Here is a 25061-nt window from a genome sequence, read left to right on the forward strand (position 1 = left end):
CACGGCGTGAACCCGACCACAAACCTGACCGATCGGTTGAAAACTGGCCGATCGGTCAGTCAGGATGCATGACATGGCAGTCACCACCCCCGCCCGGGAGCGGACCAGGCGCGAGATCGTGCGCCAGGCGATGGACCTGTTCCAGGCCGCCGGCTACAACGCGACGTCGCTGCAGGACATCGCCACCGCGGCCGGCTGCTCGAAGGCGACCGTGCTGTACCACTTCAGCGGCAAGCCCGCCGTGCTCGCCGCCGTCCTCGAACCCGCCGCCGCCGACGTCGCCGAACTGGTCAGGCAACTGACGGCGCTGCCCGCGGCCGAGACGCAGGAGTTCGCCATCCGGCGCTTCACCGACCTGGCCGTCCTGCACCGCGGCGTGATGGACGTGATCCAGGACGTCATCCCGGTGATCGAGAACGTGCCGGAGATCGCCGGGCTGGTCGCCGACGGCATCCGGCTCACCGAGTACCTCGCCGGCTCCGACGACACCCTCGATCGCGATCTCGCCAAGTTCGCCGTGAACGGCCTGCTCGGCGAGTGCCGCTATCCGGGCGAACGCACGGACGACGAACTCCGAAGACTCTGCGACACCGCCCTGCGCCGACTGCTCCGGCGCGACTGAACCGACAGCTGTCCCCCGCCTGTCCCCCGCCGCGGCGGGGCGAACATTTCTGCCCGCTGACCCGAAACGGACGCACTCCCCGATGGCCAATCTGCTCTACCGGCTCGGCCGGTTCTCGTACCAGCGCCGGCGTCTGGTCGCCGCGCTGTGGGCGCTGTTCCTCGTGGTGCTCGGTGTCGGCGCGCTGACGCTGGGCGGCAAGACCGCGAACACGTTCTCGATCCCGGGCACCGAGTCACAGCGCGCGCTGGACGCCCTCAAGCACGAACTGCCGGCCGCCAGCGGTGCGTCCGCGACCGTCGTCGTCAAGGCCCCGGCGGGCAGGACGCTCGCCGACCCGGCCGTGAAGGCCGCGGTCGGCACCACCGTCGCAAAGGTCGCGAAGGTTCCCGAGGTGATCGCCGCGATCGACCCGTTCACCAGCAAGGCGATCAGCCCGGACGGTACGACCGGACTGATCAGCGTCCAGTTCGACAAGCCGGCCGACGAACTGTCGCACGAGAGCAGCGACGGGTACGACGGACTCAGCGCGCTCAGCTCCGGCGACCTGCAGGTGGTGCCGGGCGGCCAGATCAAGGCCGGGATCCCGGAGATCGGCGCGACCGAGGTGATCGGTGTCGCGGTCGCGGCCGTCGTCCTGGTGATCACGTTCGGGTCGCTGGTCGCGGCCGGGATGACGCTCGTGACGGCGCTGCTCGGCGTACTCGCCGGGATGGCCGGGCTGTTCATCGTGACCGCGTTCACCGACGTGTCGTCGACGGCGCCGATCCTGGCGCTGATGCTCGGCCTCGCGGTAGGCATCGACTACTCGCTGTTCATCAGCTCGCGGCACCGGTCGCAGCTGGGTGCGGGCATGGATCCGGAGGAGTCGGTCGCGCGGGCGACGGCGACGGCCGGGTCGGCGGTGCTGTTCGCCGGGGCGACCGTGGTGATCGCGCTGGCCGGGCTGTCGGTGGTCGGCGTACCGTTCCTGACCGCGATGGGGCTGGCCGCGGCGGCGACCGTGCTGACCGCCGTACTGGTCGCGCTGACGCTGCTGCCGGCGCTGCTCGGCTTCGTCGGGAACCGGGTGCTGCCGCGGAAGTTGCGCAAGTCGCCGACGGCCACTCCGCAGAAAGAAGGGTTCGGTTTCCGGTGGGGCCGGCTGGTGACCCGGTTCCGGGTACCGATCGTTGCTGTCGGCATCATCGGTCTCGGGTTGCTGGCGATCCCGGCGAAGAACATGCAGCTCGCGTTGCCGGACGGTGCGTCAGCGGCCGCCGGGACGAACCAGCGGGTCGCGTACGACCTGACGGCAGCGGCGTTCGGGCCGGGCGCCAACGGGCCGCTCGTGGTCGTTGTGAAGAGCAACGATGCGGCGACGTCCGGCGCCGTCGTCCAGCAGGTGCTGGGTAAGGCGCAGGCGCTGCCCGACGTGGTGGCGGCCCAACCGGCCGCGGCCAGCCAGGACGGTACGACGCGGCTGCTGCAGGTGATACCGAAGAGCGGGCCGGCCAGCGAGCAGACCGCTGACCTGGTGAAGAACCTCCGTTCGACGGTGCACCCGCTGGCCACCGGCGGTACCGAGATCTCGGTCACCGGCAACACCGCGGTCGGCGTCGACGTCTCGAACAAGCTGTCCGACGCGTTGCCGACGTACCTGTTCGTCGTGATCGGGTTGTCGTTCCTGCTGCTCCTGCTGGCCTTCAGGTCAGTGCTGGTGCCGTTGAAGGCGACGCTCGGGTTCGTGCTGACCATCGGGGCGACCTTCGGGATCACGATCGCGGTGTTCCAGGAGGGTCACCTGGCGAAACTCGTCGGGGTCGACTCCCCCGGTCCGCTGGTCAGCTTCCTGCCGATCATCATGATGGGCATCCTGTTCGGGCTGGCGATGGACTACGAGGTGTTCATCGTGTCCCGGGTCCGCGAGGAGTTCGTGCACGGCCGGCACGCGAACGACGCCACCGTCCAGGGCCTCGGCCACGGCGCCCGCGTCGTCACCGCCGCCGCCCTGATCATGGCGTCCGTCTTCGCCGGCTTCATCCTCGTCCACGACCCGATCATCAAGGCGATCGGCTTCGGCCTCACGATCGGCGTACTCATCGACGCCTTCGTGGTCCGGATGACGCTCGTCCCCGCCATCCTCAGCCTCCTCGGCGACCGCGCCTGGTGGTTCCCGAAGTGGCTAGACCGCCTGACCCCCCGGGTAGACATCGAAGGCGAAAACCTTCGGGTTGACGAGGAACCGCGAACCGACGAACTCGCGGGCGTACGCTGACACCCGCCGCGGCGCGCCGGCCACCGCCGGCGCTCCGCTGCGCAGCAAGCTCGACGCATCACCGACCCGGTACGGCGCGTAGCTGTCCGCCGAGATGCTGGTGCGCCCCGCCAGGATCGCACTCGGAATGACATAGATGCTGCCGTCGCCCAGAACGATGAAGAACAGATCGATCGACTCGGGGTCGTACGGCATTTTGCTCGCGGACTTGTCCAGTACGTACGGACGCCGACCGATGCCGACGTGCCAGTAGCCGCGCTTGTCCCGGGCGGCGCAGGACTTCACCTGAACACGTTGAATGCCTTTGGAAGTCGTCACCAGCAGGTCGTACGCTTGCGGCTCGATCGGCAACGCGGCCGCACATCCACGCAAGGTGAACCACGCCATCGCCAACGCAGCTGCGGAGTAGCGGAGCATCTCCGGCTGGACCGGCTGGTCGAACACCTCGGCTGGGGCCGCCTGAGTACGTGGCCACTTCAAATGGCTGCAGTCCAGGCCCAGCCTGACGGCATGCCCCTTGAGCCGGACGCGAGACTCCTTACCGTCGCTGACCCCCAGGCCGGCGATCACATCCGCCCAGGAGGTCGCGTCGCGTATGACATCGCGCAACTTCTGGTCCGACCATTGCCGCTGGCCGGTGAAATGCGCGGTGTCCAGCGCAAGCCGCTCGGCGTGCTTCTTCAGCGAGCGGACAGTCCCCGCGGACGTCCCCTTCAATCCCAGCTCGCGAGCGACACCCCGCCAGGAATGGTTCGCCGCCACCGCCTGGCGGAGGTCTTCGTCGTTCCAGGTTCGTCTGTCGTCCCAGGCGGTCATGGGACAAACATAGAGAGGGGCACCGACAGTTTCGGTGCCCCTCTTGATGTCGGGCTGACAGGATTTGAACCTGCGATCTTTCGGCCCCCAGCCGAACGCGTTACCAACCTACGCCACAGCCCGATGGCAGCTCCGAAGAGCGAACCGAGGTAAACCCTACAGCATCCGAGTGGCCAATTCTTACCAGGGTCTGGTCAGCGTTTCTTGTTCTTTTGGCGGGCTCGGATCTGGACGTGGACGGGGCTGCCGACGAAGCCGAAGTCCTCGCGGAGGCGGCGTTCGATGAAGCGTTGGTAGGACGCCTCGATCTGGCCGGAGGTGAAGATCGCGAAGGTCGGGGGCATCGTGGTGGCCTGGGTGCCGAACAGGATCTTCGGCTGCTTGCCGGACCGCACCGGGTGCGGGTGCGCGGCCACCAGGCGGCCCAGGAACGCGTTCAGCTGGCCGGTCGGGACGCGGGTCTGCCAGCCCTCGAGGGCGGCCTCGATCGCCGGGACGAGTTTGTCCATGTGCCAGCCGGTGAGCGCGCTGATGTTCACCCGCGGCGCCCAGCGGAACTGCACCAGGTCGCGGTCGATCTCGCGCTCCAGGTAGTACCGGCGCTCGTCGTCCATCAGGTCCCACTTGTTGTACGCGATCACCAGCGCCTTGCCGGCCTCCTCGACCGCGTTCATGATCCGCAGGTCCTGCTCGGTGATCGACTCCGACGAGTCGATCACGACCACGACGACCTCGGCCCGCTCGATCGCGGCGTTGGTCCGCAGCGAGGCGTAGTACTCGTGGCCCTGGGAGTTCTTGACCTTGCGCCGGATGCCGGCGGTGTCGATGAACCGGTAATCCGTGCCGCTCAGCGTGATCAGCTCGTCGACCGGGTCCACCGTCGTCCCGGCGACGTCGCTGACGACGACCCGGTCCTCCTTGGCGACCTTGTTCAGCAGCGACGACTTGCCGACGTTCGGCTTGCCGACGATCGCCACCCGCCGCGGGCCGCCGAGCTCCGCGTCCCGCTCTGGCGGCGCCTCGGGCAGCGCGGCCAGGACCGCGTCCAGCATGTCGCCGGTACCGCGGCCGTGCATGGCCGAGATCGGGAACGGCTCGCCGATGCCGAGCGCCCAGAGGTTCATCGCCTCGGCCTCGATGCGCTGGTCGTCGACCTTGTTGGCGGCCAGTACGACGGGCTTCCCGGACTTCCGCAGCACCCGGACCACGGCCTCGTCGGCGTCCGTGATGCCGACCACCGCGTCGACCACGAACAGCACCGCGTCGGCCGCGTTGATCGCGACCTCGGCCTGCGCCGCGACCAGGGCGGCCATCCCGACCGCGTCCGGGTCCCAGCCGCCGGTGTCGACGACGGTGAACTCGCGACCGGCCCAGTTGGCGTCGTACGACACCCGGTCCCGGGTGACGCCCGGAGTGTCCTCGACGACCGCCTCGCGGCGGCCGATGATGCGGTTGACCAGCGTGGACTTGCCCACGTTCGGCCGCCCGACGATCGCGAGCACCGGCAGCGGGCCGGCGTCGTCGCGCTCGTGCGTCGGTACTTCGGTGGGCAGGTCAGTCATTCAGGGTCCCTCTGGTCTCGCCAGCCCGGAAGTGGGTGGCCGGTTTCGTCGACGGCCGCCTTCACATGGGCGCGCAGCACGTCACCGATGTGGTCGGCGACCGCCTGTACGTCGGAATGTCTCCTGGGAAAGGGTACGCGGTCGACCGAGAAGGGCTCGCCGTACACCACGTCGATCCGGCTTCCGGCCGGCGGATGACCCTCCACGCCGCCGTCCGGCAACCGCGTACCCATCAGCGCCACCGGCAGGATCGGCGCCCCGGTGACCATCGCCAGGTACGCCGTCCCGATCCGGATCCGGCTGAAGTCGCCCGGCCCGCGGGTGCCCTCCGGGTAGATGTTCAGCACCCGGCCGTCCCGCAGCACCTGGATCGACTTCCGGACCGCGAGCATGTCGTACGACGAGCGGTCGACGGGGATCTGCCCGATCCGGTGCAGGAACTTGCCCTGCAGCCCGCCGAAAACCTCGATCTTGCCGAGCTGGTGCAGCATCCGCGGCGCGATCGCGCCGAGCAGCGGGGCGTCCAGCAGGCTCAGGTGGTTCGGTGTCATCAGCAACGGACCGGTCAGCGGGAACCGGTCCTGGTGATGCACTGTGAGGTCGTACTTGTGCCGGAAGTACACCTTGGCCACTGCGCGCAGCGGCAGCGCGAGCCGGTACGGCAGCGGCGGCAGATCGTCGGTTCGGGGCAACTCCCGGTGCCCCGTGATCTCCGCCGTCACGACGCCGGTGCCGGCGGCGCGGTCAGAAGTACGGTCATAGCCCCCGGCCTCGAGGGACGGTCTCCATGGCGAGCCGGCTGATCACGTCGACGACCTCCTCTAGCGTCAGGTCCGTGGAGTCGATCGTGACCGCTCCGTCGGAGGCGACCTGGAACTCCGACACCGTCGAGTCGTCCGCGTCCCGCCGGACGATCTGGTCGCGGAGCTCCGCCGCGGTCACGGAGCCGGCCGCCAACTCGGCACCGCGGCGCGCCATCCGGGCGTCCTGGTCCGCGGTCAGCAGCACCTTCAGCTCCGCGTCCGTGGCGACCACGGTGGCGATGTCGCGGCCCTCGACGACGATCCCGCCGCTCGCCTGCGCGTCGTCGATGATCGCCCGCTGGCGCCGGATCAGCTCCGCGCGGACATCCAGGTTGGTGGCGACCTTCGAGACCACCTCGCTGATCCGGGGCTCCCGGATCGCGGTCGTGATGTCGGTCCCGTCGGCGATCACGAACTGCCGTCCCGGGTCGGTGCTGACCTCCAGCTCCAGATCCCGGGCGCGCTGCGCGACCGCCGCCGTGTCGTCCAGGTCCAGCCCGCGTTCGACCGCCGACCAGGTCACCGCGCGGTACGTCGCGCCGGTGTCCAGGTACCGCAGACCGAGCCGGGTGGCCACTCCGCGGGCGGTGCTCGACTTACCGGAGCCGCTCGGCCCGTCCACAGCGATGATCATGCCCCGAAGATTACCTTCGGGCGGGGACACTCAGACGTGGACTACCCACCCGCGGGTGGTCAGGGCGTCGACCAGTTGGTCGACGGTGCCGGGTTTGACCGAGAGTTCGACCTCACCGACCGGCCGGCCGGGGCTGTGATCGATCCGCAGGTCCTCGACGTTGGCTCCGGACTCGGCGGCGTCGGCGAACAGTTTCGCCAGCTGGCCGGGGCGGTCCGGGATCGTCACCAGGACCGTGACCAGGTCGATGTGCGGGGCACCGTGCTTGCCCGGTACCCGGATCGCGCCGGACACCCCCTGGCCGAGGATCGCGGTCAGCTCCTCGCCCGCCTCTTCCTTGCCGAGGGCAACCAGTAGCCGGTCGAGCTCGCCGCGGATCTGCTCCAGCAGGCCGGTCAGCGCGGTCGAGTTCGCGGACACGATCTGGGTCCACAGCCGGGGGTCGCCGGCCGCGATCCGGGTGACGTCGCGGACGCCCTGGCCGGACAGTTCGAGGTGCGACGACGGCGCGTCGGCCAGCGTCCCGGCGGCGAGCGCGGACATCAGGTGCGGCAGGTGGGAGACCCGTGCGACGCCGAGGTCGTGGTCCGCCACGGACATCTCGACCGTCCGGGCACCGCACGCCTCGGCCAGCCGCCGTACCAGATCCACGGCCTGCGGATCGCTGGTCTCGTGCGGGGTGATCGCCCAGGTGGCCCCGTCGAACAGGTCGGCGCGCGCGGCCAGCGGGCCGTTGCGTTCCGAGCCGGCCATCGGGTGGCTTCCGACGTACCTGCTGACGTCCTCCGCCAGCTTGCGTGCGTCCGCGAGCGGCTTGCTCTTCACGCTGGCCGCGTCCGTCACGACCGCTGTGGTCTGGTCGAGCTGCGCGGCGACGACCGCGCCGACATGATCCGGCGGTACGGCGACCACGACGAGCTGCGGCTCGATCTCCACCTGCCGCGAGCCGGCGCCGATCCGCTCGGCCATCAACGCGTTGTCGGGGTTGCCGTCGACGAGCTCGACAACCACCCCCAGCCGGGCCAGCGCCAGCCCGATCGACGTCCCGATCAACCCGGTCCCGACAATGCGGACCGGGCCGCGCAGTTCGGTCACCGTGTCGCCTTCACTGGGCGCCGGTCAGGTCTGGGCGCAGAGCGACCGCGCCGTGCAGGTACACGTGCTGGATCTTGTCCCGCGAACGCGGTGTCTCGGTGTGCAGCATCAGCCGGACGACGCGCGGCAACGCGTGCGGCACCGGGATCTCCTGCATGCAGATCAGCGGTACGTCGGTGAGCCCGATCTGGCGGCCCGCGACCGCCGGGAACTCCGAGCGGAGGTCCGACGTGACCGTGAACAGGATGCTGATCAGATCCTCGTTCTCCAGATCGTTCGCCTCCAGGACCGCCTTCACCAGCTCCGCGGTCCGCTCGAGCAGATGCTCGCGCTCGTCCACGTCCAGCTGGGTGGCCCCCCGGATCGCGCGTACCGCCACGTGTCGCCTCCTAGTTCGTCTCCCCCAACCCTAGTTCAGGGTAGTCAAGGCGTGGACAGCCGTCTCAGCCGCGTCGACCGTCTGCTCCAGCAGCAGCGCGATCGTCATCGGGCCGACACCGCCCGGCACCGGGGTGATCAGCCGCGCGACCTCGGCCGCCTCGGCGAAGTGCACGTCGCCGACGTTGCCCTCGTTGTACCCGGCGTCGACCACCACCGCGCCCGGCTTCAGCCAGTCGCCGCGGACGAAGTTCGGCTTGCCGACGGCGGCGATCACCACGTCGGCGGTCCGCACCAGGTCGGCGAGGTCGCGGGTCCGGGAGTGCGCGTACGTGACGGTCGCGTTCGATGCCAGCAGCAACATGCCGGCCGGCTTGCCGAGGATCGGGCTGCGGCCGATCACGACCGCGTGCGCGCCCTCGAGCGGTACGTCGTACGCCGCCAGCAGCCGCATGATCCCGCCGGGCGTCGCGGACCGGAACCCGGGATCCCCGAAGGCCATCGCCGCGAACGATCGCATCGTCACGCCGTCCACGTCCTTGGCCGGGTCGATCGCCTCGAAGGCGGCCCGCTCGTCGATCTGCGCGGGCACCGGGTGCTGCAGCAGGATCCCGTGCACCGCCGGGTCCTCCGACAGCTTGGTGAGCTCCGCGACCAGCTCCTCCGTGGTCGTGGTGGCCGGCAGGACGACGCTGCGGGACGCGATGCCCGCCTTCTTCGACCGGTTCTGCTTCATCCGTACGTAGGTCGCGGACGCCGGGTCGTCGCCGACCAGCACGGTCGCCAGGCACGGCTGTACGCCGTACTTCTCCTGCAGGGCGCTCGCCCGCTCCGCCGCCTTGGCCACCATCTCGGCGGCGAGGTCGGTCCCGATCATCAGCTCAGCACTCATGCGCGCACTCCTCGACGTTCGAAGGTGCCCAGGCGCGCGGCGAAGCCGGATGGCAGACCGTTCCCCGGTGGTTCATCCACCTCAACGCCAGTCGCGGTCCGGCTTCAGAGTACCGGGTCAGAGCAGGCCGGCGTGGTCGAGGGCGAGGTAGGCGGCGTCGATGCCGGTCATCGCGCCGGGGTTGCGGAGTTCGGCGCGGAAAGCGTCGACGGTGAGTTCGACCGGGACGCAGTCCTCGGTCTCGTCGAGTTGCTGTTTGCCGTCGGGACGGCAGCCACGGGCGATCGCGACGTACTTGCGGAACGTCGAGGACGCACCGGACCATTGCCAGCCGACCACGTCGAGGGTCTCGCAGGTGTACCCGGTCTCCTCCTCGAGCTCGCGGGCGCCCGCCACCGCGACCTCCTCGCCGGGCTCGACGAGACCGCCCGGAAGGTTCGTGACCACGGTATCGGGTCCGGCGCGGAACATCCGGATCGTCACGATCCGCCCCTCCGGCGTCAACGGCAACACCGTCACGCCGGCGTCCACCCCGGCCTCGCGCCCGGACACATCCCACTCGACCTCGCGCCCGTCGGGCATCCGGTACCGCCGGAGGCGCACCGACAGGAAGCGCTCGAACCCGACCTCCTCCCCCAGCAACTCCCACGGAGCCGGGTCGGCGGGTGCCGTAGACAGCTCAGCCGCCACGTTTTCCGTGGCGGCTGAGCTCTCGATCTGGTCCGTCACAGCGGACGGTTGTCGTCGGGGTCTTCCGGCGGGGCCACCGGTGCGTCGTCATCGTCGGACGGCGGGGCGACCGGGGCCTCGGTGGATCCGGCGTCCTCGGCCTTCGCCGAAGACTCACCGGCCGAGCCGGCGCCGGCACCGTTCCCGCCGTCGGACGCCTCCTCGGAGGAGTCGCCGTCGGAGGAGTCGGCGTCGGAGGAGTCGGCGTCGGAGGGGGCGGTGGCCGGGCGGGACTCGGACAGGATCCGTTCCAGCGTCTCCTCGGAGATCCGCTTGAACTTGCGCACCTGTGACCGGGTCCGGTCCAGCACAGCGACCTCGAGCTGGTCCGGCGTCAACTGCCGGACCTCGGTGCCGTCGTGGGCCAGGGCGTCGACCGCGAGCCGGAGCGCACCCGCCAGCGAGATGCCTTCCTGGTAGTGCTCGCCGACGTAGTCCGCGACCTGGTCGGCCGGGCCGCCCATCACGGCGTACCCCTGCACGTCGGCGATCGAACCGTCGTACGTGAGCCGGTAGATCTGGTCGTCGCCGGCGCTCGCGCCGACCTCCGCGACCAGGATCTCCACCTCGAGCGGCTTCTCGCCGCCGGAGGAGAAGATCGCGCCGAGGGTCTGCGCGTACGCGTTGGCGAGCGCGCGGCCGGTCACGTCACGGCGGTCGTACGAGTACCCGCGCATGTCGGCGAGCCGGACGCCGGCGATCCGCAGGTTCTCGAACTCGTTGTACCGGCCGACGGCGGCGAAGGCCATCCGGTCGTAGATCTCGGCCACCTTGTGCAACGCGGGCGACCGGTTCTCCGCGACGAACAGGATGCCGTCGGCATACTGCAGCGCGATCGCGCTGCGGCCCTTGCTGATGCCCTTCCGGGCGAAGTCCGCCCGGTCCCGCATCAGCTGCTCGGGCGAGACGTAGAAAGGAACGCTCATCGAGTCCTCTGTGAGTTCGGGGTGATCAGGTCAGGGACGGCGCGGCCGGGCCGTCGGGACGCTGGTGCCGCTGCTCCCAGGCCGCGTCGACCAGGGAGGCCACCTCGTCCTCGGGCAGCCGCCGGTAACCGTCCGCGGTGACCACGCCGACCACCGGGAAGATCCGCCGCAGCATGTCCGGGCCACCGGTCGCCGAGTCGTCGTCGGCGGCGTCGATCAGGGACTGGATCGCCACCGTCACGCAGTCGGTCTCGGACAGGTCCTCGCGGTAGAGCTTCTTCAGCGCGCCGCGGGCGAACAGCGAGCCCGATCCGACGCTGTAGAAGTGGGTCTCCTCGTACCGCCCGCCGGTCGGGTCGTAGGAGAAGATCCGCCCGCCCTTGATGTCCTCGTCGTACCCCGCGAACAGCGGCACCACGGTGAGGCCCTGCATCGCCATCGGCAGGTTGCCCCGGATCAGCGCGCTGAGCCGGTTCGCCTTGCCGTCCAGGCTCAGCGTCGCGCCCTCGAGCTTCTCGTAGTGCTCCAGCTCGACCTGGAACAGCCGGACCATCTCGATCCCGAAACCGGCCGAGCCGGCGAAGGCGACCGCCGAGTACTCGTCGGCCGGGAACACCTTCTCGATGTCACGCTGGGCAATGATGTTGCCCATCGTGGCCCGCCGGTCGCCGGCCATGATCACGCCACCGGGGAAGGTGGCGGCGACGATGGTCGTGCCGTGCGGGACCTCACTGGACAGGTCGCCCTGCCCGAGCGACCGCCGTCCGGGCAACAGGTCGGGCGCGTGCCCGGCCAGGAAGTCCATGAACGACGAGCCGCCCGGGGTCAGGAAGGCTTCCGGCAGCCGGCCGGAGGCATCAGATGTCATCGAGCGGTTCACTCCCCACCCTTTTGCACGAATCCGCGGACGAACTCCTCGGCGTTCTCCTCGAGGACCTCGTCGATCTCGTCCAGGATCGAGTCGACGTCCTCGTCGAGCCGCTCCTTGCGCTCCTGGACATCCTCCGACGCCTCGACCTGCTCGACCTCTTCCTCGGTCGACGAACGCTTCGGCTGCTTGTGCTGCTGACCGCCGTCCTTCGCCATATGGCCACCTCCTAGAACCGCTGGGAAGGCCGCCCAAATCGGCCTTCACTAGCGACCCTACCCGGCGCCGCCCCCAGTAATGGTGCGAACCAGGTCACTCGCGGTGTCGCATTGGTCAAGAAGTGCCCCGACATGCGCTTTGGTGCCCCGCAGCGGGTCCAGGGTGGGGATGCGCTGGAGCGATTCCTTGCCCGGCAGATCGAAGATCACCGAGTCCCACGAGGCGGCCGCGACCTGCGGCGCGTACTGCTGCATGCAGCGGCCCCGGAAGTACGCCCGGGTGTCCGTCGGCGGGTGTGCGACCGCCATCCGGATCTCCTCGTCGGTGACGATCCGCTGCATCCGGCCGGATTTCACCAACTTGTAATAGAGCCCCTTGTCCGGGCGCAGGTCGGCGTACTGCAGGTCGACCAGGTGCAGCTTCGGGTCGTCCCAGTCCAGGCCGTCGCGGTCGCGGTAGGACTGGAGCAGCTTGTACTTCGCCACCCAGTCCAGTTGATCCGACAACTTCATCGGGTCCAGTGCCAGCTGGTCCAGGATCTGCTCCCAGCGGTGCAGCACGTCCTTGGTCTGCCGGTCCGCGTCGTCGCCGTACTTGTCCTCGACGTACTTCCGGGCCTGCTCGAGGTACTCCGCCTGCAACTGGACAGCGGTGATCTTGCGGCCGTCCTTCAGCGTCAGCAGGTGCGTGCACGTCGGGTCGTGGCTGACCTCGTGCAGCGCTGTCACCGGCCGGTCGACGCCGAGGTCGTCGGTCAGCCAGCCGTCCTCGATCATCGCCAGCACCAGCGAGGTGGTGCCGACCTTCAGGTACGACGAGATCTCGGACAGGTTCGCGTCGCCGATGATCACGTGCAGCCGCCGGTAGCGGTCCGGGTTCGCGTGCGGCTCGTCGCGGGTGTTGATGATCGGCCGCTTCAGCGTGGTCTCCAGGCCGACCTCGACCTCGAAGTAGTCCGCGCGCTGGCTGATCTGGAACCCGTGCGTGGCGCCGTCCTGGCCGATCCCGACGCGGCCGGCGCCGGTCACCACCTGACGGCTCACGAAGAACGGCGTCAGGTGCCGGACGATCGACGCGAACGGCGTGGACCGGCGCATCAGGTAGTTCTCGTGGGCGCCGTACGACGCGCCCTTGTTGTCGACGTTGTTCTTGTAGAGGTTCAGCTGCGGCGCGCCCGGGATCAGCCGGGCCTGGCGGGCGCCCTCCATGATCACCAGCTCGCCGGCCTTGTCCCAGACGACCGCGTCCCGCGGATTCGTGGTCTCGGGCGCGGAGTACTCCGGGTGGGCGTGGTCGACGTACAGCCGGGCGCCGTTGGTGAGGATCACGTTCGCCAGGCCGGTCTCCTCGTCGGTGAGCTGGCTGGAGTCCGCCACCTCCCGGCTGAGGTCGAACCCGCGCGCGTCCCGTAACGGGTGCTCCTCGTCGAAGTCCCACCGGGTCTTGCGCGCGAGCGGCTGCGTCTGGGCGTAGCCGTTCACCACCTGGCTCGAGGTCAGCATCGGGTTCGCCCCGGGCTGGCCCGGCACCGAGATCCCGAACTCGGTCTCGGTACCCATGATCCGCCGAACACTCATGCGAACGAGCCTACGCGGTACCGGCGACCAAAGGTGTTGCTGTGTCCACAGGGTTACATGTGAGACTGCCTCGATGGACGAGATGGTGGCGATCCTGGACGACCATGACCAGGTGATCGGGTCGGCGCCGCGCTCGGTGATGCGGCGTGACAACCTGCGGCACTCGGCCACCGGCGTACTCGTCCGGAATCCGGCCGGTGAGATCTACGTGCACCGGCGGACACCGACCAAGGACGTCTACCCGAGCCGGTACGACTTCGCCGCCGGAGGTGTCGTGGCGGCGGGCGAGGACCCGTTCGACGCCGTCGTACGGGAGCTCGAGGAGGAGCTCGGGATCGCAGGCGTGGAGCTGACACAGCTGCCGGAGGGCGACTACGCGGACGAGAACACGCAGTACCACGCCTACCTGTACACCTGCGTCTGGGACGGTCCGGTGCGGCATCAGCCGGAAGAGGTCGCGTGGGGTGCGTGGATGTCGCCCGCGGAGCTGGTGGCGAAGTTCGACGAGTGGGAGTTCATGCCGGACAGCGTCGGCCTGCTGGGTGCGTACGTCCGCAGTCTGACGATCAACGAGGGCTGGGACAGCGCCGCCTGGATCGACGGGCCGTGGCTCTACCGGGCTGCCCGCCGCCCGGAGGTCGGCCCACGGCTGGCAGCCGAAGCCACGCTCCTCCCCTGGCTCGCGCCGCAACTCCCCCTGCCGGTGCCGGTACCTGAGCCGACAACGGACGGCGTTCGTCACCGGCTCATCCTCGGCGAGCCACTCGCGGGCGGGGACGAGGCGACCGGACGCGCCCTGGGCGCCTTCCTGAAGGCCCTGCACAGCGTCGACCCGGTGGAAGCCGTCGCGTACGGCGCACTCGACGCTGCGACCTCCAGAGCGGCGAAGACGGCCGAACTGGCGGAGTTCCGGGCGCAGATCGTGCCGCTCCTGCCGGCCGAGGTCCACGAACGCGCCGAGCGACTGCTCGACCGGGTCGCAGAGGTCCGGACCTCCTTGGTGCACTGCGACTTCGGACCGGAACACATCCTCGCCCTCGACGGGCGGATCACCGGCGTCATCGACTGGACCGACGCGGTGATCGGCGACCCCGCGCTGGACCTCTGCTGGCCGCTCAACGGCGCGCCGGACGCAGTCCGCTCCGGGATCCTGGACAGTTACCGGCCCGCCGCGGACCTGATCGAGCGGTCGCGCGACTGGGCTCGGCTCTCCCCGTGGTACGGCGTACACCGCGGCCTGCGGCTCGATCTGCCCGACGAGGTCGGGAACGGCATCCGCGAGATCGTCCATCACCTGTGATGCAACCATCCGGCCCGTTGCCGGTCACTAGCTGATGTGAAGATCATCCTGACTGACGATACGGAGCCGTCGATGGCTACGGGATCAGCCGACCAGGAGCTCTGGGAGCGGTTGCGCGTGGGCGACCACTTCGCCCTCGGAGAGCTGTTCGACCGGTACGCGGACGACATACGGGCGTTCGCGTTCCGCCGGACAGCTTCGTGGAGTACGGCGGACGACGTCGTTCAGGCGACGTTCCTGAGCACGTGGCGACGGTTCCAGCGCAATCCACCAGGACCGCTCACCGGGCCGACCGCTCGCGGCTGGCTGCTCGTCGTGGCCGGCAACGAGTGCCGCGCGCTGGCCCGGACCGCCAACCGCCTGCGCGGACTGGTCGACCGGATCCCGCGTCCCGACCCGTCCGACGACCACGCGCCCGACGTCGCCCGTCGCCTCGACGACGAGCGGCAGATGTCGGCGATCCGTCGCGCCGTCGCCAAACTCCCCCGGCACGAACGCGAGACGCTCGAACTCGTCGTCTGGTCCGGACTCACCGTCGCCGAGACCGCGGACGCGCTCGGCGTACCGGTAGGCACCGTCAAGGCCCGCCTGCACCGCACCCGTCGCCGTTTCCCCGACCTGCTCACCCGGGTCGCCCTCAACGAGGAGCTCTCATGACCACCGATCTCGAACCGCCGCGCGTCCCGCCGCTGACCGCCGCCGAACGCGCCCGGATGCGCAACCACCTGCTGGAGCGGACCCGGCCCGAGACCCGGCACCACGCCCGCCGCTGGATCGCTCCCGTCGTCAGCGTCGGAGCAGTCGCGGCGGTGGTCGCCGGCACGCTCGCCGTCACGCACAAGTCACCCGACGGCGCCGGCGTGGCCGGTACTTCGGCCCCGCTTGTCTCGCCCGGAGCGAAGGTGGGCGTCGATCTCGGGGCAGTGCCGCAGGCCGACGTGGCCAAGCTCGTCGCCGAGTGCCAGTTCCCGGGCGAGGCGGGTCCCGCACAGCTCGTCTGGAGCCGGCACGTCCGGGGCATCTCCAAGGACAGCACCACGTTGGTGGCGCTGGCCCTCGACACGAAGGGGTCCAGCGCACGGCCGACCGGGACACCCACCGGCCGCACGCCAGGGAAGGGCCGTACGCCTGGGAAGGGAGGCGGGCCGTCCAGCGCGCAGCTCGGGTACCGCTTCTGCATGACGCGCATTCCCGCGAGCGCCAAGCTCGGCGCGATCGGGGCCGTCGGCCGGGTGGATGACCGGGCGTGGCGGACGGAGCCCACGGCGCAGCGTGCTCTGGTGGCTCTCGGCAGTACGGACGGTGACTTCACGAACGACCTGCACACACTGCAGGCGTGGCGGCTGTACCGGGCGCACCCGGACGTCGCCATCGTCGAGGCCCGCTACATCCTGAACGGAAAGCCCGGCCCGTGGACCAGAGGCGTCGTCCAGGACGGCTTCGCCTACACAGAGGTCCAGGCCTCCGGAAAGTTCACCGTCGGCCAGAGACTCACCATGGAGGTCCGAGCCTTCGACGACCAGGACAAGCAGATCCCGATCCGCTGAGCCCGGCCGGGCACGTCGGACGGCGGGGGCTACCGGCGGCGGGCCATGGTGCGGGCGAGGTTGATGCCGACGAGGCCGAGCCAGCAGATCAGCACGCCGGACTTGCCCATCATGTTGGCCGCGATCGCGGTGATCGGGATGGCGGCGACGATCGAGACGATCGCCAGCGCCAGCCCACCCGGGTCGGTCTCCCGGCTCGGTGCCCTGACCGCCCGGCCCGGCACCGGCTCGGGCAGCAGCCCGGCGCGCCTCTGGAAGTCCCGCTGGTCGAGCTTCTCCAGGAAGCCGTCGATGATCTCGGCCTCGTACTCCACCCCGAGCTCCTGCCGCGCCGCCACCGCGGCCCGCAGATCCTTGCGCAAATCGTCCGTCGCCATACCAGCACGCTAGGCCCACCACCCCACCCCACCAATCGGGAAAACCCCCCGATCCCGCGGGGGGTTATCTCTACCCCCGGGCCAAAAGCGCCGGCAGCTTGTAGGTGACTTTTCCCGAACGCGTCTGCACTGTGAAGACGGTCTTCGCCACAGTCGTGTTCTGGGTGACGTTGACGGCGCCGGAGAAGGCATTGCTGTCGACGTACTGGGGTGCTCGGAGGGTGAAGGTCCTGACTCGGTGCCAGCCCTCCCAGAACTCGACCCGGTCACACGCCTGCGACGTACTGCCCTTGGTCCGGGCGGTGAACAGTGAGTAGGCCGTCGTCTCATCGTGCCCGTCCGCGTTGCGCCGCTCGGCGGTCATGCTGGCCGACCCGCAGGTGTAGTACTTCGAGTCGAAGGGGTACGGCGTGGACCTCAGGATGTCGGCCGTCACCAGTTCCTGTTTGTTCCACTCGCGCTGCACGTAGGCAACGCCCCAGTGCCACATCGCGCCCAGTCCGAGTGCGGCAACGACCACCATTGCGACGCGCCGACGCCACGGACGCAACAGGATGAACGCCGCGACCAGGACCCCGACCAGGAGACAACCGGTCACCCAGTCGGTCAGGAAGTACGCACCGCCCCGTCGAGCGTCGAAGTCGTAGACGGCCGGGGAGTCGCGCCGCGGCCAACTCCCGCGGAGCAGGTAGCGGCCGGCCAGCCACGGGACCAGCACGGTCGCGCAGGCGATCACACCAGCCCACACAGCCATCCAGTCAGAGCCTCTCCGTTGCCGGGCCCGGGCGTCCACCCCGCGGCGCGCCTCCTCCTTCAGGCGCGCCGTCTCCGCTTTCGCCCTGGCACGGGCCTCTGCCCGCTCCTCCTCGAGCTGGGCCTTCGCCCGCACCTCGGCCTCGCGCTTCGTCGCCGCGATGCGCTCGAACCACGGCGGGAAGACGAGTGAGACGAAGGCGGCTTGCGGGAACGACTCCAGCTTCAGGCCGGCCGGGATCAGCGCGTGCAGGAACTCGGTGCGCGACCGCTCGGACGCCGGCACCTTGCCCAGCAGTTCCCGGGCCCGGCTCCAGATGCGCCCACGGGCCTCGGCGTTCAACGCCGAGTCCAGCAGAATCCCCTCCAGCATCTGCCGCGCGGGAGCCGTGAACTCGCGGAGGTCAGGCAATCCCCACAGCCCGCCGGCCAGGGAGCCCGCGTCGATATCGCGCCACCACATCGTCAGGAGCTCGTCGGCACGGGACAGCAGCGGCTCCTCCGCATGGCGGCCGACGACCGACAGCACCGACGATCCGCGCAGCTCGCGCGTCCACTCGGCGGCCGCAGCGTCCGCCTTCTTGGCAGCCGTGATCGCGGCGGCGATCCCGGCACTGGAGAGCTCTCGGTCGCGGAACGACGGCTCGTGATCCGGATCGAGCAGCAGCTGAAGTTCGACCGCCGCCCGGCCGGGCGAGGTCGCCCCGCTGCGGGCGGCGTCGAGGATCTCGTCGGCGCCGTCGCCGACCCAGGTCTCGTGCAGCCACGACCGCAGGTCACCGACGCGGACTCCGGCCAGATGGTCCCGGGCGATCATGAAGTTCTCCCGGATCGCCCGCGCCAGTTGCTCGGGTTCGGTGCACTCCGTCCCCGCGAAGTGGTACGCCTTGCGGGCGCGCCGCTGGCTGGTCGGGATCCGGTTCGGCCACATCGCGGTGACCGCGGGCGAGCCGCCCGCCAGCCACTCGTCGACGTCGGTCCAGGCCCAGCGCCCTTCGGCCGGCGACAGCAGACCGTCGAGCAGGAGACGCCAGCGCGGATCGGTCACGTCGTCGTACGACCACGACTGCTCCATGAAAGCGGCACGTACCCGGAGCTCGCTGAGCACCCCGTCGCCACCGGGGATCGCATGCAGGTGGCGGCCGGTCAGCAGCTCGTGGGCGATGACGCCGAGCCCCCACCAGTCGTTGGCCTTGTTGCCCTTCCCGATACTGCCCTCGGGCGAGGTGTAGATGTACGTTCCGGCGACTGAGCCGATCGCGTTGGACAGCACACCCATGCGTGCCAGGCCGAAGTCCGCCAGCACGCAGTCGAGCGGGTCCTCGGAGCGGATCAGGATGTTCTGCGGCTTCAGGTCGCGGTGGCAGACGCCGAGCGAGTGCACGTGGTCGAGCGCCTGGCCGATCTCGCGCAGTACGTCGAGGACGAAGTCCGGTGACTGAGCTCCGCCGCCACGCCGGTTGACGAGATCCTCCAGGCTGCCGAGTGGGAAGTACTCCTGCACCTCCCAGATCTGGTACTCGTCGGACTCGAGCCGGAAGCGCAGGACGTGTTCCTCGTCGGCTTCGGTCAGCGGCTCGATCGCGTCCCGGTCGAGGACCTTCGACGCGTCCGGGCGGTAGATCTTGATCGCGACCTCGGTGCCGTCGGCGAGGTCGCGGAACAGTACGACGTCGGCCTGCGCGCCACCGGACGAGAGCTCTCGTAGGTACTCGTACTTCTCCTCCACCGCCGGAGGGAACACCAATCGACGGCGCGACCGCACCGGCTGCTGCTCCCCCTCGTGCCGGGTAGCGGGCGCGCCGCCCGCATCCTCGTGTCTGGTCGCGGGCGGCCCGTCGACGCTCTCGTGCCGGGTCGCGGGTGCCCCGCCCGCGCTCTCGTGCCGGGTCGCCGGCGCTGCGGGTCGCTCAGCCTCGTGCCTGGTCACCGGCGTTGGCTTCTCGTCCGCGGACTCGTTCCAGGACACAGGTCGTTCCGTCATCGTGCCACCCCACTGTTGGAAGATCTCCGGCGATACAGCGCCACGCGGGCCGCGACCAGCGCGGCGATGATTGCCAGTGGCGTGTCCAACGAGCTCCCGCTGCTCAGCACGAAATTCGTCACGGCCGCGGCCGCCGCCATCAGAACGACGACGATGCCCACGTCGACGAAGCCGAGCGCGGCGCAGGTCAGACAGGTCACGGCGAGATAGCCCAGGTGACGCCACAACCCGAGCGAGTAGAGGTCGGCACCACCCGGGCTGACCATGAACACCACGACGTCGACGATCGCGAAGTACGCCTGTGCACGGCGTGCCGAGAGCAGATTGCGGACGCCGCCGAACACAGCGCCGCCGAGATAGCAGGCGGTCAGCAGTCCGAGCAGCACATAGGGATACAGCCTGTTGGCCGGATGTGTCTCGCCGAGCTCGGCGATATCGGCCGACGAGCCGGCCAAACAGATGCCCGCGAGGATGATCCCTCCGGGCTTGTCCAGGCCGAAGCGCCAGAGAAGACCGCACAACAGGCCGAGGAAGGCGCCGCAGCCGGCCGCAGAGCCTTGCAGCTGGTCCACCTCCAGGAGTGCGCCGACCGCGATGGCGCCAAGTACGAGAGACGGCCAGAGCTTGGTGTCGTCGTCGTACCGTCTGAGGAACGACCAGCGCCGGGCGTGCAGTCGTGTGCCGCCGCGCCACGGCGCAGCGTCCTTCATGATCAGCGCCATGACGGCGACCATGAACACCAGCGCGAGCACGAGTTCAGGGATCATCGGACAGGCCCCGCGGGCTCGCTCGGGACCAGGTCCACGACGATGACCGACACGTTGTCCGGAGCATTGTTGCCCAGAGCGGCGGCGATCAGGTCGGTCACCGCCCGCTCGGCTTCTCCGGCCCTGCCCACCGGGCCGCTGAGCAGGGATCGCAAGACGTCCGGGGCGACCACGTCGGTCAGGCCGTCGCTGCAGATGAGCAGCCGGACCGGTCGCACGATCGGATAGGTCTCCACCGCCGGATCCGGGCACGATGTGAACATCGACAGGCTCTGGGTCAGCACCATCGCCCCGGCGCGGTGCGGGTCCGGCCGACGGTCCGGCACCGTGAGCTCACCCACCGAGCCTTCCGCGATCCGGAAAACCGCGCTGTCTCCGACACTGAACACGCTGAACCGCGTGGCCGTCACAGCAACCCCGGCCACCGTCGAACCCAGTCCGCGCAGTCCGTGAACGTCGTCCGACACCGTCCGGATCGCCCGCGCCGCCGCCCCCACCTGCTCGATCACCACCTCGCTGTCGATGCCCGGCCACGGACGAGAGCCCAGGCTCGCCGCGGCCAGGCGCGAGGCCACCGACCCGCCGGCATGTCCGCCCATCCCGTCACACACCGCCGCGACGTACGGCGCCTCTCCGGCCCGGAGCGTGTGGTTGCGGGCGTACGCGCCGTCCCGGGCCGAGATCCACGCGTCGAGCAGCAGGCAGTCCTGGTTCTCGGTCCGTACTCGTCCGACGTGTGTCTTCGCAGCGACCCGCAGGATCGTCATCGGCTGCCTCCCGCGACGACGTCGATCACCACGAGGGCCGCCTGACCGAGGCGGACCTGATGCTGCCCGAGTTCGAGCGGCACCGGGTCGAGAGAGACCTTGCGGCCGTCGACCCAGGTGCCGTTCGTCGACTCGCTGTCCGCCAAGGTCACATCGGTGTCCCGCACGACCAGCTCGGCGTGCAGTCTCGACACACCGTCGTACGCCACCAGGCTGTCGGCGATCCTCGCATCGGGGCTCTCGCGGCCGAGTACGACGATCGCGTACGGCCGGATGCCGACGGTGCCGCCGTCCGGCAGCAGCATCCGTACGGCGGAGACGCCGAGCGATGTAGCCAGCACGTCGAGAGGTGGCACCGGCTGCGCACACCGGGGGCAGGTGGTCGCACCCGCGGGGTAGGTCTCGCCACACCAGTCACGCGGGCAGACGCCGGTCGCTCGGGGCGCCGGCGCCTCCTGGACCGGAGTCGCGGGCCTGACCGTCGCGACCGGGGCGGTAGGTGCACTGGTCAGGTTGGAGAAACACCTCGGACAGATCCAGCGGTCCGCGTCCACGCTGCTTCCGCAGTTCGGGCAGGTCACAGTCGCCACGACACCTCCGTCAGGTCGACACCGCGACGCTGCAGGCGGCTCTCGAAGGTCCCGAGGTCGTCGCGCCCCGGTAGGCCGATCAGGAACACCGATCCTTGGTCGACGGTCACTTCGAGCCGGGCGCCCTGTGCTGCCAGCCAGGCTTCGTAGCGTTCACGCGCGACCGCCGACCGGTAGTGCACGGTCTGGTTGCTCGAGGCCACCAGTCGCCCAACGGCCGGCAGCTCCCGCCGAAACGGGCCGGCCACGACGCACTCCGCGGACTCCACGAGTTCCGGGGCCAGTCGGGCGGCTGCCGGGTATGCGCGACCTGTGAACACGAGGACGTCGACCGCCGCCGGCTCGAGGTGCGCACGCACCCTGCCGACGACGTCCGCCACGGCCCGCGGCTGGCTTGTCGGCTCACCACCGGTGATCGTCAGACCGTCCAGGTCTGCCTCCCTGATCTGGTCCGCGAGCAGCGCGGCGGCGTCGTCGGTCGACACCTCGACGCCACCGGACGGATCCCAGGTATCCACGGAGGCGCAACCGGCGCAGCCGATCTCGCAGCCCTGGACCCAGAGCACCACTCGCCGGCCGGGGCCCAGGACCGTGACCGGCGCGAGAACCCTGGCGATCCGGAGACTCAGACCAGCTTCACCGTGAACCATCCGCCCTCCTCCCGGACAAGCTCCTTGACCGTGACAGCCGTCGTTCCGGCCGGCAGATCGAACAAGGCTCGGGCCAGCGGATTCACCAGCGTCGACTCGACGACGCGGCCGATGCCGCGGCCACCCTTGGACAGGTCCGCCACCGCCAGCTCGACGACATCCCGGCGTACCTCGTCGGACACGGTGAGCTCCAGACGGTGCTGCTCGGCGGCCCGCCGGACGACGTTGCCGATGAACTCCCCGGCCAGTTCGACGGCGGTCACCGGGTCGATGTAGTCGAACACCACGATGTTGTCGCCGATCCGGCCGAGCAGCTCGGGCCGGTGGATCGTCACCGAGAACTCGTGCTCGATCGCCTTCTTCACCGCGGTCTCGAGCTCCGCACCGACCGGCACGGCCTCGCCGGGCCGCAACTCCGGTACGCCGAGGTTCGAGGTGAACACGATGATCGCCTCGCCGAAGTGCACCGTGTCGCCGCTGCCGTCGGTCAGCCGGCCGTCGGACAAGATCTGCAGGAACTTGTCCAGGATGCGCGGATGTGCCTTCTCCACCTCGTCGAACAGAACCACGCAGAACGGCCGCTGCCGGACGGCGTTGGTCAGCTCACCGCCCTCGCCATGTCCTTCGTACCCGGGTGGCGACCCGATCAGCCGAGCCTCTGAGTGGTCGGCGGCGAACTCGGACATGTCGAACCGCACGTACGCGTTCTCGTCGCCGAACACGAGGTGCGTGATGCGCTTGGCGAGCTCGGTCTTGCCGACGCCGGTCGGCCCGGCGAAGAACAGGATTCCGCGCGGACCGGTCGCGTCACCGCCCCGCTCGGCGCCGGTCATCCCGGTGTTCGAGCGGATCAGGATGTCGAGCGCGTGCCGGACAGCGCGCCGCTGTCCCTTCACCTTCGCCGACAGCACCGCCTCGCCGTTGCGGATACGGGCCCGCAACTCCGGATGAGCCCAGGGGTTCTCGGTCATCCCGATCCGGTATGCGCGGACCGCGTCGTCGATCCGCTCCGGTCCGAGGCTCTGGTCCAGGGCGAGCTGGGTGGTCGCGATCATCGCGTGCAACGACATACCGACGGATCGCTCCGCGAACCGCGCCGCGGCATTCTCCAGGTCCTCCTCGGGCAGCCGGTCGCCGCCGGGCATGGACGCGACCAGCCCGCGCGCGAGCCGCAGCCGCGCGCCCAGCTCCGGCTGGGGCACCGAGATCTGCCGGATGCCTTCGGACCCGCCGGTCAGCCACGGCGGCAGGTCGGCAGGCCGGTCCACCAGCCAGATCAGCGGATTGAACAAGCCGCTGGTCCGCTGGCTGCCCACGACGATCGGCCGCGCGTCGTGAACCACCGCGAGCGCGGCCTGCATGAACGCGTGCTCGGCGTCCGTCGGTGGGATCCCGGCCGGCCGCCACTGGGACACGTAGTCGATGGTCAGGGCGAGTCGCGCGTCCCGGCACGACGTGACGGCGCGCAGGACGCCGGTCAATTGGTCCGGTCCGATCGGCCTGCCGTTCAGCTCACCGTTCAACCCGGTCACGCGGGCCACCAGCCGGGTCGCCTCCGGCTCGTTCGGCAGCACCTGAAGCCCCACCGGCGTGTGCCGCAGCACGGCAGCGAAGCCACTACGCCGCAGTGTGTCCCACAACGCCGGGTGCAGATCGAGCGGCGTCCACCGGCCGCCCTCCCCCGGTACCAGATAGCGGTCGCGGAGATTGCCGTGCAGCACGTACGCCGGTGCCACCGTCAGCGACGCGTCGATCTCGCGCAACCACGCCGGGTGGTCGTCCAGCCCGCGCGGACTCATCGCTGCCGCCTCCTAACCTTCGTCTCGGTTCTCCCGACGGCCGTCCGGCGCGTCTGATGCTGCACCGGAAGCTCACCCGGCGTCCGCCGATAGGTCAGGTCCGTCGGCACACCGCGACCGTCGAGGCCGACGCGCAACCGGTCCACCACGTCACACGACGATTCCTCGAACGCCAGGTCGTCACGGACGTCGGTCTCGTCGAACGCGACCGGGATCGTGTGCATCCCGCCGGCATCGGAGGGGAACACCACTTTGAGCCCGTGGTGCGGCCAGTCGGGGTCCGCGGCCACCGCCACAGTCGTCCCGTCCGTCGGCTCGACGTCCACGACGTACCCCATGTCATGCAGCACCGCAGTCGCCTGGTCCAGGACGAACCGTCGATCAGCCGCCTGGGCGCGCCGCGCGTCGAGTTCCCGGAGCTCGCGAGCGGTGGCGTCGGGGTCCGTTCCGTCCAGGCGTGCGACGGCTGCTCGCGCTCGCCGGCCCGCCTCGCCGTCGTCAGCCAGTAGTACGGCGTACTCGTAAGTGAGCTCGTGCGCCCGCCGTCGGCGCCGCTCCTCGGCCCTTTGACGCCGGACCGCCTGCGTCACCTTGGCCTCCATCTCGGTCAGGAAGCTCATCGCCCTGGCCGGCCCCGAGTCGCTGTCCGTGACCACTGCCGCCAGCTTCTGGACGTCGGCGCGGACCGAATCGTCCAGGCCGAGCGCCAGCTCGAGTACTGCCTCGACCCGGCGAGCGAGCCGCTCGGACGGCTCGGTGCGCACGCTCGGCCGCCGCGCCGGGGTCGTGCTCCGGAACCGGATGCTCGGTAGCGCGACCTGCAGAGCCTCGATCTCGGAGGCGAGAGTCTGCCGGGCCCGTTCCGCCCGCGCCTGCACCGTGGCAGCCCCGATGGCCTCCTCTTCGGCCGCCAGAGCGCCCTCGAGCTCGGTCAGCCGCTCGAGAGCAAGCCCCGTCAGCCGCCCGGTCCGGGTAGCCGGCACCCCGGCCGCCACGGTCTTCTCGACCGAAGCCCGCAGTACCCGGACCGCCGTCTGCCGCGCGATCACCCGCGCCGTGGCCGCCTCGATCGCCCGGCGCCGCAACTCCTCTGCGCTGACAACCCGGTACTCGAAACCTGTCGACCCGCTCATCCAGCCCCCATCCGAC

Annotated in this window: 25 protein-coding genes, 1 tRNA gene and 1 riboswitch; of the genes, 5 read left to right on the top strand and 21 right to left on the bottom strand. The window is 70.0% G+C overall.

The features are described 5' to 3' along the window. Window positions 1-73: 73 nt before the first annotated feature. Together AB0M51_RS24505 and AB0M51_RS24510 are read left to right on the top strand one after the other, a co-directional pair. Window positions 74-622 carry a TetR/AcrR family transcriptional regulator gene (locus AB0M51_RS24505; RefSeq protein WP_363750511.1) on the top strand — a complete coding sequence of 183 codons (549 nt, stop codon included), beginning with the start codon at window positions 74-76 and terminating at the stop codon, window positions 620-622. Between the two features lie 82 nt (window positions 623-704). Further along, entirely contained in the window at window positions 705-2879 is a 2175-nt protein-coding gene (locus AB0M51_RS24510; RefSeq protein ID WP_363750513.1) for an MMPL family transporter, read from the top strand. On the opposite strand, the gene AB0M51_RS24515 is transcribed toward AB0M51_RS24510, so the two are convergent. The 13 genes from AB0M51_RS24515 to dop form a co-directional block, all read right to left on the bottom strand. After that, entirely contained in the window at window positions 2787-3695 is a 909-nt protein-coding gene (locus AB0M51_RS24515; protein WP_363750515.1) for a group I intron-associated PD-(D/E)XK endonuclease, read from the bottom strand. The genes AB0M51_RS24510 and AB0M51_RS24515 overlap by 93 nt on opposite strands. A gap of 49 nt (window positions 3696-3744) precedes the next feature. Further along, a tRNA-Pro gene (locus AB0M51_RS24520) sits at window positions 3745-3818 on the bottom strand. A gap of 71 nt (window positions 3819-3889) precedes the next feature. Continuing rightward, window positions 3890-5257 carry a ribosome biogenesis GTPase Der gene (gene der, locus AB0M51_RS24525; protein WP_344195004.1) on the bottom strand — a complete coding sequence of 456 codons (1368 nt, stop codon included), beginning with the start codon at window positions 5255-5257 and terminating at the stop codon, window positions 3890-3892. Then, window positions 5254-5979, bottom strand: coding sequence for a lysophospholipid acyltransferase family protein (locus AB0M51_RS24530; RefSeq protein WP_363750517.1), 726 nt, complete (start codon window positions 5977-5979; stop codon window positions 5254-5256). Before AB0M51_RS24530 ends, der begins: the two co-directional genes overlap by 4 nt. A gap of 34 nt (window positions 5980-6013) precedes the next feature. Further along, window positions 6014-6694 (bottom strand): (d)CMP kinase, encoded by a 681-nt coding sequence (gene cmk / locus AB0M51_RS24535; RefSeq protein WP_363750519.1) that lies wholly within the window; start codon window positions 6692-6694, stop codon window positions 6014-6016. Window positions 6695-6724: 30 nt separating this feature from the next. Continuing rightward, a complete protein-coding gene (locus AB0M51_RS24540) occupies window positions 6725-7789 on the bottom strand; it encodes a prephenate dehydrogenase (protein WP_344194998.1) in 1065 nt (354 codons plus the stop codon). A gap of 10 nt (window positions 7790-7799) precedes the next feature. Next, complete coding sequence (gene aroH, locus AB0M51_RS24545; protein ID WP_344194996.1) at window positions 7800-8168, bottom strand: chorismate mutase; 369 nt, start codon at window positions 8166-8168, stop codon at window positions 7800-7802. A 30-nt stretch (window positions 8169-8198) separates the two neighbouring features. Beyond that, window positions 8199-9059 (bottom strand): tetrahydrofolate dehydrogenase/cyclohydrolase catalytic domain-containing protein, encoded by an 861-nt coding sequence (locus tag AB0M51_RS24550; protein ID WP_344194994.1) that lies wholly within the window; start codon window positions 9057-9059, stop codon window positions 8199-8201. A gap of 19 nt (window positions 9060-9078) precedes the next feature. Next, window positions 9079-9164: riboswitch (ZMP/ZTP riboswitch) on the bottom strand. Between the two features lie 12 nt (window positions 9165-9176). Beyond that, the gene (locus AB0M51_RS24555) at window positions 9177-9788 is read right to left on the bottom strand and encodes an NUDIX hydrolase (RefSeq protein ID WP_344194992.1); all 612 of its coding nucleotides are present in this window, start codon (window positions 9786-9788) and stop codon (window positions 9177-9179) included. Further along, the gene (gene prcA / locus AB0M51_RS24560; RefSeq protein WP_344194990.1) at window positions 9785-10714 is read right to left on the bottom strand and encodes a proteasome subunit alpha; all 930 of its coding nucleotides are present in this window, start codon (window positions 10712-10714) and stop codon (window positions 9785-9787) included. Before prcA ends, AB0M51_RS24555 begins: the two co-directional genes overlap by 4 nt. A 25-nt stretch (window positions 10715-10739) precedes the next feature. Further along, window positions 10740-11582 (bottom strand): proteasome subunit beta, encoded by an 843-nt coding sequence (prcB, locus tag AB0M51_RS24565; protein WP_344194988.1) that lies wholly within the window; start codon window positions 11580-11582, stop codon window positions 10740-10742. An 8-nt stretch (window positions 11583-11590) separates the two neighbouring features. After that, window positions 11591-11800, bottom strand: a complete 210-nt coding sequence (locus AB0M51_RS24570; protein WP_130448384.1) for a ubiquitin-like protein Pup — start codon at window positions 11798-11800, stop codon at window positions 11591-11593. A 57-nt stretch (window positions 11801-11857) separates the two neighbouring features. Then, the gene (gene dop, locus AB0M51_RS24575) at window positions 11858-13378 is read right to left on the bottom strand and encodes a depupylase/deamidase Dop (RefSeq protein WP_344194986.1); all 1521 of its coding nucleotides are present in this window, start codon (window positions 13376-13378) and stop codon (window positions 11858-11860) included. A gap of 73 nt (window positions 13379-13451) precedes the next feature. Here dop and AB0M51_RS24580 point away from each other — a divergent pair, with 73 nt between their 5' ends. From AB0M51_RS24580 to AB0M51_RS24590, 3 genes are all read left to right on the top strand, one after another. Next, window positions 13452-14678, top strand: a complete 1227-nt coding sequence (locus AB0M51_RS24580) for a phosphotransferase (protein WP_344194984.1) — start codon at window positions 13452-13454, stop codon at window positions 14676-14678. Window positions 14679-14750: 72 nt separating this feature from the next. Then, window positions 14751-15335, top strand: coding sequence for an RNA polymerase sigma factor (locus tag AB0M51_RS24585; RefSeq protein WP_344194982.1), 585 nt, complete (start codon window positions 14751-14753; stop codon window positions 15333-15335). After that, window positions 15332-16225 carry a hypothetical protein gene (locus tag AB0M51_RS24590; RefSeq protein ID WP_363750523.1) on the top strand — a complete coding sequence of 298 codons (894 nt, stop codon included), beginning with the start codon at window positions 15332-15334 and terminating at the stop codon, window positions 16223-16225. The genes AB0M51_RS24585 and AB0M51_RS24590 overlap by 4 nt, the downstream gene beginning before the upstream one ends. A gap of 29 nt (window positions 16226-16254) precedes the next feature. Here AB0M51_RS24590 and AB0M51_RS24595 read toward each other — a convergent pair whose 3' ends face one another. The 8 genes from AB0M51_RS24595 to AB0M51_RS24630 form a co-directional block, all read right to left on the bottom strand. Then, on the bottom strand, window positions 16255-16602 hold the full coding sequence (locus AB0M51_RS24595) for a hypothetical protein (RefSeq protein ID WP_344194978.1): 348 nt from the start codon (window positions 16600-16602) through the stop codon (window positions 16255-16257). A 70-nt stretch (window positions 16603-16672) separates the two neighbouring features. Continuing rightward, the gene (locus AB0M51_RS24600; protein ID WP_363750525.1) at window positions 16673-19339 is read right to left on the bottom strand and encodes a protein kinase; all 2667 of its coding nucleotides are present in this window, start codon (window positions 19337-19339) and stop codon (window positions 16673-16675) included. Next, the gene (locus AB0M51_RS24605; protein ID WP_363750527.1) at window positions 19336-20106 is read right to left on the bottom strand and encodes a hypothetical protein; all 771 of its coding nucleotides are present in this window, start codon (window positions 20104-20106) and stop codon (window positions 19336-19338) included. The genes AB0M51_RS24600 and AB0M51_RS24605 overlap by 4 nt, the downstream gene beginning before the upstream one ends. Next, complete coding sequence (locus AB0M51_RS24610) at window positions 20103-20873, bottom strand: PP2C family serine/threonine-protein phosphatase (RefSeq protein WP_363750529.1); 771 nt, start codon at window positions 20871-20873, stop codon at window positions 20103-20105. Before AB0M51_RS24610 ends, AB0M51_RS24605 begins: the two co-directional genes overlap by 4 nt. After that, complete coding sequence (locus AB0M51_RS24615) at window positions 20870-21463, bottom strand: FHA domain-containing protein (RefSeq protein ID WP_363750531.1); 594 nt, start codon at window positions 21461-21463, stop codon at window positions 20870-20872. Before AB0M51_RS24615 ends, AB0M51_RS24610 begins: the two co-directional genes overlap by 4 nt. Next, window positions 21451-22113: a 4Fe-4S cluster-binding domain-containing protein gene (locus tag AB0M51_RS24620; RefSeq protein WP_363750533.1), complete on the bottom strand. Its 663-nt coding sequence runs from the start codon at window positions 22111-22113 to the stop codon at window positions 21451-21453. The genes AB0M51_RS24615 and AB0M51_RS24620 overlap by 13 nt, the downstream gene beginning before the upstream one ends. Continuing rightward, window positions 22089-23912 (bottom strand): AAA family ATPase, encoded by a 1824-nt coding sequence (locus tag AB0M51_RS24625; protein ID WP_363750535.1) that lies wholly within the window; start codon window positions 23910-23912, stop codon window positions 22089-22091. The genes AB0M51_RS24620 and AB0M51_RS24625 overlap by 25 nt, the downstream gene beginning before the upstream one ends. Beyond that, window positions 23909-25045: a hypothetical protein gene (locus tag AB0M51_RS24630; protein WP_344194964.1), complete on the bottom strand. Its 1137-nt coding sequence runs from the start codon at window positions 25043-25045 to the stop codon at window positions 23909-23911. The genes AB0M51_RS24625 and AB0M51_RS24630 overlap by 4 nt, the downstream gene beginning before the upstream one ends. Window positions 25046-25061: the final 16 nt, after the last annotated feature.

Origin of the sequence: Kribbella sp. NPDC051137 (assembly GCF_040682535.1) — a bacterium.
In the GTDB taxonomy this organism is placed as follows: domain Bacteria; phylum Actinomycetota; class Actinomycetes; order Propionibacteriales; family Kribbellaceae; genus Kribbella; species Kribbella karoonensis.

Excerpts from the sequence above, each read along its gene's own strand:
- AB0M51_RS24505 (WP_363750511.1), top strand. The coding sequence starts at position 74 with ATGGCAGTCACCACCCCCGCCCGGGAGCGGACCAGGCGCGAGATCGTG.
- AB0M51_RS24510 (WP_363750513.1), top strand. The coding sequence starts at position 705 with ATGGCCAATCTGCTCTACCGGCTCGGCCGGTTCTCGTACCAGCGCCGG.
- AB0M51_RS24515 (WP_363750515.1), bottom strand. The coding sequence starts at position 3,695 with ATGACCGCCTGGGACGACAGACGAACCTGGAACGACGAAGACCTCCGC.
- der (WP_344195004.1), bottom strand. The coding sequence starts at position 5,257 with ATGACTGACCTGCCCACCGAAGTACCGACGCACGAGCGCGACGACGCC.
- cmk (WP_363750519.1), bottom strand. The coding sequence starts at position 6,694 with ATGATCATCGCTGTGGACGGGCCGAGCGGCTCCGGTAAGTCGAGCACC.
- AB0M51_RS24550 (WP_344194994.1), bottom strand. The coding sequence starts at position 9,059 with ATGAGTGCTGAGCTGATGATCGGGACCGACCTCGCCGCCGAGATGGTG.
- prcA (WP_344194990.1), bottom strand. The coding sequence starts at position 10,714 with ATGAGCGTTCCTTTCTACGTCTCGCCCGAGCAGCTGATGCGGGACCGG.
- prcB (WP_344194988.1), bottom strand. The coding sequence starts at position 11,582 with ATGACATCTGATGCCTCCGGCCGGCTGCCGGAAGCCTTCCTGACCCCG.
- AB0M51_RS24570 (WP_130448384.1), bottom strand. The coding sequence starts at position 11,800 with ATGGCGAAGGACGGCGGTCAGCAGCACAAGCAGCCGAAGCGTTCGTCG.
- dop (WP_344194986.1), bottom strand. The coding sequence starts at position 13,378 with ATGAGTGTTCGGCGGATCATGGGTACCGAGACCGAGTTCGGGATCTCG.
- AB0M51_RS24580 (WP_344194984.1), top strand. The coding sequence starts at position 13,452 with ATGGACGAGATGGTGGCGATCCTGGACGACCATGACCAGGTGATCGGG.
- AB0M51_RS24585 (WP_344194982.1), top strand. The coding sequence starts at position 14,751 with ATGGCTACGGGATCAGCCGACCAGGAGCTCTGGGAGCGGTTGCGCGTG.
- AB0M51_RS24590 (WP_363750523.1), top strand. The coding sequence starts at position 15,332 with ATGACCACCGATCTCGAACCGCCGCGCGTCCCGCCGCTGACCGCCGCC.
- AB0M51_RS24595 (WP_344194978.1), bottom strand. The coding sequence starts at position 16,602 with ATGGCGACGGACGATTTGCGCAAGGATCTGCGGGCCGCGGTGGCGGCG.
- AB0M51_RS24600 (WP_363750525.1), bottom strand. The coding sequence starts at position 19,339 with ATGACGGAACGACCTGTGTCCTGGAACGAGTCCGCGGACGAGAAGCCA.
- AB0M51_RS24605 (WP_363750527.1), bottom strand. The coding sequence starts at position 20,106 with ATGATCCCTGAACTCGTGCTCGCGCTGGTGTTCATGGTCGCCGTCATG.
- AB0M51_RS24610 (WP_363750529.1), bottom strand. The coding sequence starts at position 20,873 with ATGACGATCCTGCGGGTCGCTGCGAAGACACACGTCGGACGAGTACGG.
- AB0M51_RS24620 (WP_363750533.1), bottom strand. The coding sequence starts at position 22,113 with ATGGTTCACGGTGAAGCTGGTCTGAGTCTCCGGATCGCCAGGGTTCTC.
- AB0M51_RS24625 (WP_363750535.1), bottom strand. The coding sequence starts at position 23,912 with ATGAGTCCGCGCGGGCTGGACGACCACCCGGCGTGGTTGCGCGAGATC.
- AB0M51_RS24630 (WP_344194964.1), bottom strand. The coding sequence starts at position 25,045 with ATGAGCGGGTCGACAGGTTTCGAGTACCGGGTTGTCAGCGCAGAGGAG.